This window comes from Pantoea sp. SIMBA_079 (assembly GCF_046940275.1).
GTDB lineage: Bacteria > Pseudomonadota > Gammaproteobacteria > Enterobacterales > Enterobacteriaceae > Pantoea > Pantoea borealis.
Genome location: NZ_JAWRYR010000492.1, coordinates 1 through 261 on the forward strand (window position 1 = coordinate 1; position 261 = coordinate 261).

Genomic DNA, 261 nt, shown 5'->3' on the forward strand with positions numbered 1-261 from the left:
CGACCTCGAGATTGCTCATGCCGCGCGCGGTATAGATCACGCGCACGTCCCGCTCGTCGTCGACCAGCTGGAACAGGTCCCTGTCGCCGGTGACCACGTCCACGGGCCTGGTCGTCCGGGTAGCGAGGGTGCCGATGACGTCGTCCGCTTCGTGCTCGGTGGCTCCGACGATGGCGATGCCGAGGATGTCCAGCACCTCGCGGATCAGCGGCACCTGGGCGACGAGCGCTTCTGGGGTCTCCTCCACATCCACACCGCCGG

The 261-nt window shown here is 68.2% G+C and carries 1 pseudogene; it reads right to left on the minus strand.

What is annotated here, in order from left to right:
* Window positions 1-247: pseudogene (locus SB719_RS20930) on the minus strand (hypothetical protein); the annotation flags it as partial.
* Window positions 248-261 lie beyond the last annotated feature (14 nt).